Below are 8188 nucleotides of genomic sequence, written 5' to 3'. Positions count from 1 at the left end.
GGTATTCTGTCTGATTTTCTCACCCTTCGGGCGAGCCGGGTGCACTCATCTGCCGCGTTATCAGAGCTTTGAGGTAAACCACTACATCTTCAGCTCTGATGCCTTGCATATGAGCGCACCCAACTCGTGAAATATCCGGGCTAAACGTTTAAAAAGTTTAACCAATCGGTCTTAAAGATTCATTTTAGATGAAGTCTTTTCAAAGGCGGATGTCATTTGGCCCGAAGAACCCACCTACAGCTCCGGCACATGCGAGGAACTGTGCGTTTTGTTGCACTACACGCGAATGCGGACGCATTTCAGCCTGGAGTGACGACTCCAGAGGCGCATTCGCAAACCCGCTTTCGAGGTGGCACACCTCGCCGCCGGAGGCAATTTTTAAGCGTTGAATAGTGACAAAAAACCGATCGAGTTTACTCTTATTATGACTCTCACCCTTAAAAAGTCAACAAAGGGTCTCCCCGGACACTCCGCGATTTTTCGTTTTCCCCGCCCACGACCAATGGTATACTTGTTTATCGTTTCCTGATTAAAATCCGATCCTTCCAAACGCCCACGTGGAGAGGCCTGCACCGCAAGGGAACGGCCCCTCCCCCGGCATCATGCCCACCGCAACCCGCCACATCGCGAGGATGCCATGCCCCTGATTCCGCCGTATACCCCTCCGGATTTTTCCCGGGAACCCCTGGCATCCGCCCCGGTGATTACCACCGAGAAATCACCGGCCGACGGCGTGGCCCCGGAAAATTTTCACGCCACCAGCAACCACCCGGAGTACGTCCATGTCAGAAGGGGATCCTGGGTTTTAATCGAAGAAAATCGCATGGACACGGTGATTCGAATGCAAAGAGGTCAACCGGAGGCCGTTGAAGCGCGCAGACTGAAAAAAGGCGATGAGGTGGTGGTGGGCCGGGGGGAGGAGGGAGAAAAAGGCGTCTATATTCATACCGAGGGATTTGATTCGGCCGATGCGGACAAAAAGAAAAAATTCGCCTTCATGACCCGAGGAAGCCGGGAAACCCCCTTCTCACGAAGTTACGACCATCTCTACGAGGTGCTTCGCCACGAGAAAGAGCAGGGGTTTATTACCTGGGTCCTGGGACCCGCCGTGGCCTTTGACAGGGACAGCCGAAAGGCCATGGCCGACCTCATTAAGCGGGGATACTGCCATGCTCTGCTCGCGGGAAATGCCCTGGCCACCCACGACATGGAGGCCGGGCTTTACGGCACCGGCCTGGGGCAGGACATCTACACCCGGGAGATCAAACCCCTCGGCCACTACCACCACCTCGACCTCCTGAACAAGGTGCGCCGGACGGGATCCATCCCCAAGGCCCTTGCGGAGCTGGGCATCACCGACGGCATCATCCATGCCTGCGACACCGCAAAGGTCCCGTATGTCCTTGCCGGTTCCATCCGCGACGACGGCCCCCTGCCCGAAGTGATCACACGGACAGACGAAGCCCAGGACCGCATGCGCGAGGTGGCCCGGAAAGCCACCTGCGTCATCACCCTGGCGACCCAACTCCACACCATCGCCTTCGGGAACATGACCCCGTCCTACCGGGTCCTTGCAGATGGCACGGTCCGGCCCGTCTTCTTTTATGTGGTGGACATCAGCGAGTTTTCGGTCGATAAACTGGCCAACCGCGGATCCGCCCAGTCCACCGCCATCCTCACCAATGTGCAGGATTTTATGATCAACCTCTCCAATAATTTAAACCCATGAACCAGACCCTTCGCATCATCGGCGTTCCCATCGACCTCGGCCAGGCACGCCGGGGCGTGAACATGGGACCCGACGCCATCCGGTACGCCGGACTCGCCAAACACCTCACGCGGCTGGGCTACCAGGTCGAAGACGCAGGAAACCTCCACGTCCCCGTGCGGGATACCGTGGCGGACGCCCAGCGTGTGCCCGAGATCGCCCGGATCTCCGAGGCCTGCTACGCCCAGGCCAGACAAGCCACCGCAGACGGAGCCATCCCCCTGTTTCTCGGAGGAGACCACACCATCGCCGTGGGCTCCATCGGCGGGATCACCCATGAAACCCCCTGCGGCGTGGTGTGGATCGACGCCCACGCAGACTTCAACACCCCGGCCACCTCCCCTTCGGGAAACGTCCACGGCATGAGCCTCTCGATTCTTCTGGGAAAGGGACACGATGCGCTGGTGGGGTGCGGGCGACCGGGGCCGAAGATAAACCCTGAGGATGTGGTGATGGTCGGCATCCGCGATCTTGACCCGCAGGAGAGGCAACACCTCACCCACTCGGGCATCACCGTCTTCACCATGCGGGATATCGATGAAAAAGGCATGAGCCAGGTGGCCCATGACACGGTAACCCACCTCTCCCACCTCGGCCGGATCCATGTGAGCCTGGATATGGACAGCTTAGAGCCGGCCGGGGCCCCCGGAGTCGGCACCCCGGTCCCCGGCGGCCTCACCTACCGAGAGGCCCATCTCCTCATGGAGATCCTGGCCGACTCCCACCTCTTAAGCGCCATGGACATCGTGGAGATCAACCCCATCATGGACACCGCCAACCAGACCGCCATCCTCGCCGTCAAACTCGCCGTCTCCCTCTTCGGCAAACGGATTTTATGAAACAAACGCATCGCCTTCTATGGTTAAAGTTCGGGTCAAAAACATGCCTCCGGCGGCAAGGTGGCGCCACCTTGAAAGCGGGTTTGCGAATGCGCTACGGCTGTGGGTACTTCGCTTGAAGGTTGTGGGCCTGCATCGTCCGTCTCAAGCGCATTAGCTGCCGGTGCTTTCGTATCAATTCACGGGATGACAATAAACGAAGGGGTACAAAATAAAAAAGCAGGCCATGGGCCTGCTTTCACTCCAACGCCGGTCGCACGAGAATAACGGTGACTATTTTTTCCGTCGATAATGGGTCTGCACCATGGCATTCAAAAAGACATCGGTCCGTACATGCTCAAACGCGCTGTGATCAGGAAGCTCTCCAAACAAAGGAGTCCCCCCACCAAGCAGAATGGGAATCGTGGTGATGATCATCTCATCGATCAAGTCTTCTTTAAGAAAGCTTTGCACCGCCATGCCGCCGTCGATGTAAAGCTCCCGGTGCCCTTGCCGGTGAAGGGTCTCCAGGACGTCTGAAAGCGACCCGCTGATCAATGCGGCCTTTCCCTCATACGCTTCCGGGAGGAAGGTCAAGGTGTTGCTTAAGACAAACACAGGACGGGTGTAAGGCCAATCGCAATCAAAACTGCTGACCTTCTCAAAGGTTTTCCGCCCCATGACCACTGCATCGATACGCTCCATGAAGGCGGCCCAGCCAAAATCCAGGTTGTCCGGGTTGGGGATGGACTGCAGCCAATCCAGCCCGCCGTTTCTATCAGAAATATAACCATCCAGGCTGGTGCCTACATAAACACTATTTGACATCGTTGCCTCCGATAATGAATGAATGCTATCACAGATGAATCTATGGATGAGGGCAGACCGTACAAGAACCGTCTCACCTCATCGCGACACCTGTTATTGTAAATTCTACAGCGTAGAATTTTCGACCAATATGCATTGCGCAAAACACCTCATGCGCACCGAAGGAAAAGTACCCAGCATTCGCAAAATCGCCGGTACCCTGAATGTTGATGCCATGGCGATCTACCACTATTTTTCAAACAAAAACGCACTACTCGAAGCAGTGACTGTGTCTCTTGTTGAGGAAATTTATAAACCTTTAGGAGAAAATCCCTGGCAGGAAGAGCTGAAGCTATTATGTAAGAGTTATCTTAAGCTGTTAAAGGATCATGCGGGTTTACTGAAAACGATGTTGGCCATGACCTCTGAAGGACCTGCAGCCGTATTTACCCAACGGTTTCATGTTGCGCTGGCCCCTTTGAATGCGAAGGAGACACAGCTTAAAAATGCGCTGGATTTTCTTGCCGATTACCTGCATGGGTTTGCATTGGCAATGAACTGCAACCCAAAGGACGAACACCTGTGTGTGGATTTCGTAGATGGGCCACTTGCGTTCTATATCAGAACACTGTCCCTGGAGGCCTCACGATAGGGCAGATATCGAGATCGATTGATGATGCGGGTCCCCTTTTCTTAAACCCCATGGGCATCGAGAGGGTCCGCCCCATCGTTTGCCCCACCCACAAGCTCCGCCTCTTTGCCGTCAAGCCGGACGTCCCCCCCGCTGGCAAGGGCATCCTCAGAGAAGTTCACAAGCACCATGCCGGAGAATTTCTCTTCGTTATAAAATTCCACCCGGTACAGCATGCCTGACTTATCAACGGAGAAACGTTTCTGGATATTGTTTTTTGTGATGGGGACGCCCGATTCGTTCTGAAACCCTTTCTTTGTAAAGCCGATGACATTGACCCTGAGCTTGGACGTCGGATGCACATTAAACGAATTTTTCACAGGGACAATGTCGCCGAACTGAACCTGCCGGCTCACGCCATCCACCGTGATCCCCACCGAGTCAACAGAAGTATCATAGTCAAAGTATTCCGGATGCAACCAGGTAACGCGCCTGTTTCCGTAATAAATCCGATACCCCTCACCCGTGTCGATGGCCGCCATCAAGGGGTTGCTTGGAAAAAACTCAAGGCCCCCCTCTTTTCTCATGGGAATGTACCGAATATTTCTTCGGGCATCCTTTACATCAAGGACGATACGGCTGTCATTTAAGGCAAATTTAACATTGTCGTTGATGGCATGCTTGATCCCGGCGGCAGAGAGTGTAAAACCCCGCTCAAACTGTATATCGAGCTGTTTCATAAACGACTCAATGGCGGTGAGATGGTAATAGGCCCGCTCATGGGTCGGTAACGACTTGCTGGCTTCAATCCCAAAGGCGGGTTTGCGGTTTCGGATGGCAAAATAACTCAGCGTCTTGGCCATCTCAACATTGCCCTCACGGGTTCGTGTATTCATAAAGGTATAGGTGTGATCGGGCTTGAGAAGAGCCCCATTCAGGCTGTTAACGGCTTGTGTGGCCAGGTCTGCAAGACCGCCGAAAGGCGTGTCCTCGATCGTCTCCTGATCCGCAATGATACATTGCCCCCACCGGTTCGGGTTGCGCAGTTTATCCATGTAAGTTTCACGAAAAAAACCGCTCCCGTCATGCAGGTTCAGGACCAGGTCCACCTGGTCATTCAAAATCAGGGATTTTATCTTTTCAATGGTTTTGTATTCCGGATCATCGGCTTGAAGCTCATCAAACTTCCGGTTCAAGTCGCCGTAGACACCCCTGGACCGCTTGATGATGCTGAGAAAATTCAAGTTCGGAACGACCCAGATGTTCCCGGATTTTATCTTGTACTGTGTGGTGATCAGCGAGGCAGCATTAAATCCCCCCGGCTCGTCCCCCTGGATCCCCCCCACAATCAATATGGTATGGCCGGGTACCCCGGACTCCAGTTTATGCACCGAAAATTCCAGAGAGGACGCATGGGCAGGCAGCGTTGACATCAACACGAATAGTAATACCACGATGAATCTTAGCATGCTTACAAATTTACCTTAATATGCCAGGGTTCGAAACGGACTCCCAGAAGGTTTCCCTTGCTGTAGCGGAGCTTAATATAACCTAAGTCTGCAAGTCGTTGATAGATGGGTGTCTCCGTGAATTTATCCGTAAAATTCTGAGCACCGAACCCCACCTGGCCGACATCAAAATCGCCGACACCATGAAAGGAGTAGCCCGGAGGGGCAAGGGATCGCGACGCAAGGGAGAGATTGCCATCATTGTGGTAGGCTTTGTTGAGAAACAGCATAAACTGCTTGGTAACGCTTCGCAGACCGGACGTCAGGATCACCTTCTCCCCGATATCTTTCTGTATTTTATAATACATCTCAAGGGGAGTCCCCTTGTATAAATAATTCCCTGTATAAGGAATCTTGATGACCTTGGGCCCGTCGATGGTATCAGTAAGATTTTTCAACGGCTTATCACCCATAAACCCATAGAAAAGACTGTCTTCATAGAAAATCATTTCCAGAAAATCCAGTTCTTCCTTGGAAAACGGTCCGATGCGCGAATAGGCTTTGGCTGTTTTGATGGCATCGTCAAAGCTTAAAAGGGCAAAATGCCCATGTCCCACGGTATGCTGGATTCGCTGAAAACGCATGAGGGTGGTTTTAAGAATGACTTTCTGGCCTGAATCGAGAAAAATATCTTCCGTGTGCTTTTTATTAAAATTCTCAATTTTCTCGAGGTAATCTTTAATATGCCGATCATCGATAGACTCAATCGTTTCTTTAGAAACAAACCTCCACGCGGCATAGACAGGAGAGGGAACCATCGAGCCCATGGTACCTGCTGCGGCCAGTTTTAAAAAATCTCTTCTCTTCATAATCACCGGGGAATGAATACATTAATATAACGGTTGACTTAAAGTGATCTTTGTCCACATGGCAAATTTAATCAGCTATAACGTTTAGAATCAACCTATCATAACAAATCCTCTGAATCAAACCTACTACCAGAAAATATAGTCAGAAATCATGCCTGAATCTATAACTAAATCTTCAAAGAGACCTCGAAACAGCGTTCAATGTTTTTTCATGCGAATACTGATTGAGTGTTAAGCATCCTATACGTTCCAATCGTCACCCAACGAAATAATCACGGTTTTTCAGCCGGTAAAATACCTGAGCCGAAGACTAAATTAGTTATCATTTGTTTACTAATTTACGAGAGTTATGCCAAGGCATCCATGAGGGGAGGGCACCCCGCAACCCCAGCCGACTAAAAACCATACCGAAAAACAAAGGGCCTGTCTCGCAGACCTCCCACATCTGAGGCGTATCGGCTCAGCGCAGGGCCAGAACAACGGCCCGGGGATGCCGCCTCTGGCCACTAAAAAAAAGCTGTGGTATGACCGTACAACATGGGTGGTGCCCATCCATGGCGATACTTTTTTAATCCCGGGTCCCAAACGCCCCGTACAAGGAGACGCCCATGATCCGCCCTGGACACTCTGTTTTCCCCCTGCTTCTGGCAGCGATTCTCCTCTTCACGACGGCATGCGCCACAAAGCAGGCTCCGTCCCCGATAAAACCGGAACCCCTGCCCCGCCCCTACAAAGTTCTGGGCAAATGGTACCAACCCCTGGCGTCATCCCAAGGCTACGAAGAGGTGGGCATCGCCTCCTGGTACGGCCCCAAATTTCACGGAAAGCCCACGGCCAGTGGCGAAAAATACAACATGCACGCCATGACCGCCGCCCACAAGACCCTTCCCCTGGGGACCAGGGTGCTGGTCAGGCACCTGGGCAACGGCAAAGAGGTCACCCTTAAAATTAACGATCGTGGCCCCTTTGTGGGCAAACGCATCATCGATCTCTCCAACAAAGCGGCCCATGCCATCGGCATGGTGGGTACCGGTACCGCCAAGGTGCGGGTGACGGCCCTTGAAACCAAGGCCTCACCTGCGGTCACAGCGCTCACCCCAGGCGATTACGGCGTCCAGGTCGGGGCCTTCGGAGACCTGGCCAACGCGAAAAGCTACGCCTCCCGAGTCTCAGACCGCTACACCCTGCTTCCTGTCAAGGCCATCACGGGCGACGATGGCCTCAACCGGGTGGTGGTAGGACGCCTCACCAACCGGGAAGCGGCCGTGGCCCTGAAAATCCGTCTCATGGAAGACGGCTTCACCCACGCCTTTATTCTGGCCCTATAGGACGGACACATGCCCATCACCACGCTCTTCATCGACCGAGACGGAGTCATCAACCAGGACTCCCCCGACTACATAAAAACCGCCGAGGCCTTTCACTTCCTGCCTCGAAGCCCGGAAGCCTTTGCCCTGATGAAAGCGCACAGGCTCTCGGGTATGGTCATCACCAACCAGTCCATCATCGGTCGGGGGTGGGTCACTGAAGAGACCCTGACCGCTATTTTTAAAAAAATGGTCACCGGCATCGAAGAGGCGGGCGGCCATGTGGACGACATCTTCTTTTGCCCCCACACCCCCGATGACGACTGTGCCTGCCGAAAGCCGAAACCAGGGCTCATCATGGAGGCATGCCGCACCCACGGAATCGATCCGGCCGACTCGGTGATGAGATCGGCAATGGTGTAGCTGTTTTCATCGTTTCGGTACCGGATCCGTTTGATGCGTCCGGAGAGGGTGAGGGAATTCATGGGGCTTGCCTTGCTAGGAGATCAGAGTGTCGATGACCCAGCGGACCGCGTCAAA

8 protein-coding genes are annotated in these 8188 nt (G+C 53.6%); 5 read left to right on the top strand and 3 right to left on the bottom strand.

Annotated features, from left to right (window positions below; all coding sequences use genetic code 11):
* The first annotated feature begins 637 nt into the window (after positions 1-637).
* Both Q1Q75_RS21940 and rocF read left to right on the top strand, forming a co-directional pair.
* Complete coding sequence (locus Q1Q75_RS21940) at positions 638-1729, top strand: hypothetical protein (RefSeq protein ID WP_300675255.1); 1092 nt, start codon at positions 638-640, stop codon at positions 1727-1729.
* Positions 1726-2607 (top strand): arginase, encoded by an 882-nt coding sequence (rocF, locus tag Q1Q75_RS21935; protein WP_300675253.1) that lies wholly within the window; start codon positions 1726-1728, stop codon positions 2605-2607. Before Q1Q75_RS21940 ends, rocF begins: the two co-directional genes overlap by 4 nt.
* A 273-nt stretch (positions 2608-2880) precedes the next feature.
* Here the strand turns inward: rocF and Q1Q75_RS21930 are convergent, their stop codons facing one another.
* The gene (locus Q1Q75_RS21930) at positions 2881-3414 is read right to left on the bottom strand and encodes a dihydrofolate reductase family protein (RefSeq protein ID WP_300675251.1); all 534 of its coding nucleotides are present in this window, start codon (positions 3412-3414) and stop codon (positions 2881-2883) included.
* Positions 3415-3565: 151 nt separating this feature from the next.
* On the opposite strand from Q1Q75_RS21930, the gene Q1Q75_RS21925 reads away from it, so the two are divergent.
* Positions 3566-4045, top strand: a complete 480-nt coding sequence (locus tag Q1Q75_RS21925) for a TetR family transcriptional regulator (protein WP_300675249.1) — start codon at positions 3566-3568, stop codon at positions 4043-4045.
* Positions 4046-4086: 41 nt separating this feature from the next.
* On the opposite strand, the gene Q1Q75_RS21920 is transcribed toward Q1Q75_RS21925, so the two are convergent.
* Together Q1Q75_RS21920 and Q1Q75_RS21915 are read right to left on the bottom strand one after the other, a co-directional pair.
* Positions 4087-5478 carry a M14 family metallopeptidase gene (locus Q1Q75_RS21920; RefSeq protein WP_300675247.1) on the bottom strand — a complete coding sequence of 464 codons (1392 nt, stop codon included), beginning with the start codon at positions 5476-5478 and terminating at the stop codon, positions 4087-4089.
* A gap of 17 nt (positions 5479-5495) precedes the next feature.
* Positions 5496-6341, bottom strand: a complete 846-nt coding sequence (locus tag Q1Q75_RS21915; RefSeq protein ID WP_300675245.1) for a M15 family metallopeptidase — start codon at positions 6339-6341, stop codon at positions 5496-5498.
* Positions 6342-6949: 608 nt separating this feature from the next.
* Between Q1Q75_RS21915 and Q1Q75_RS21910 the strand changes: the two genes are divergently transcribed.
* Together Q1Q75_RS21910 and Q1Q75_RS21905 are read left to right on the top strand one after the other, a co-directional pair.
* A complete protein-coding gene (locus Q1Q75_RS21910) occupies positions 6950-7669 on the top strand; it encodes a septal ring lytic transglycosylase RlpA family protein (protein ID WP_300675243.1) in 720 nt (239 codons plus the stop codon).
* 9 nt (positions 7670-7678) lie between these two features.
* Entirely contained in the window at positions 7679-8071 is a 393-nt protein-coding gene (locus tag Q1Q75_RS21905; RefSeq protein ID WP_300675240.1) for an HAD-IIIA family hydrolase, read from the top strand.
* The last annotated feature ends 117 nt before the right edge of the window (positions 8072-8188 follow it).

Origin of the sequence: Desulfoluna sp., from assembly GCF_030145185.1 — a bacterium.
In the GTDB taxonomy this organism is placed as follows: domain Bacteria; phylum Desulfobacterota; class Desulfobacteria; order Desulfobacterales; family Desulfolunaceae; genus Desulfoluna.
Note: the sequence above shows the minus strand (reverse complement) of the source record. Positions and strands in the feature narration are given on the sequence as shown.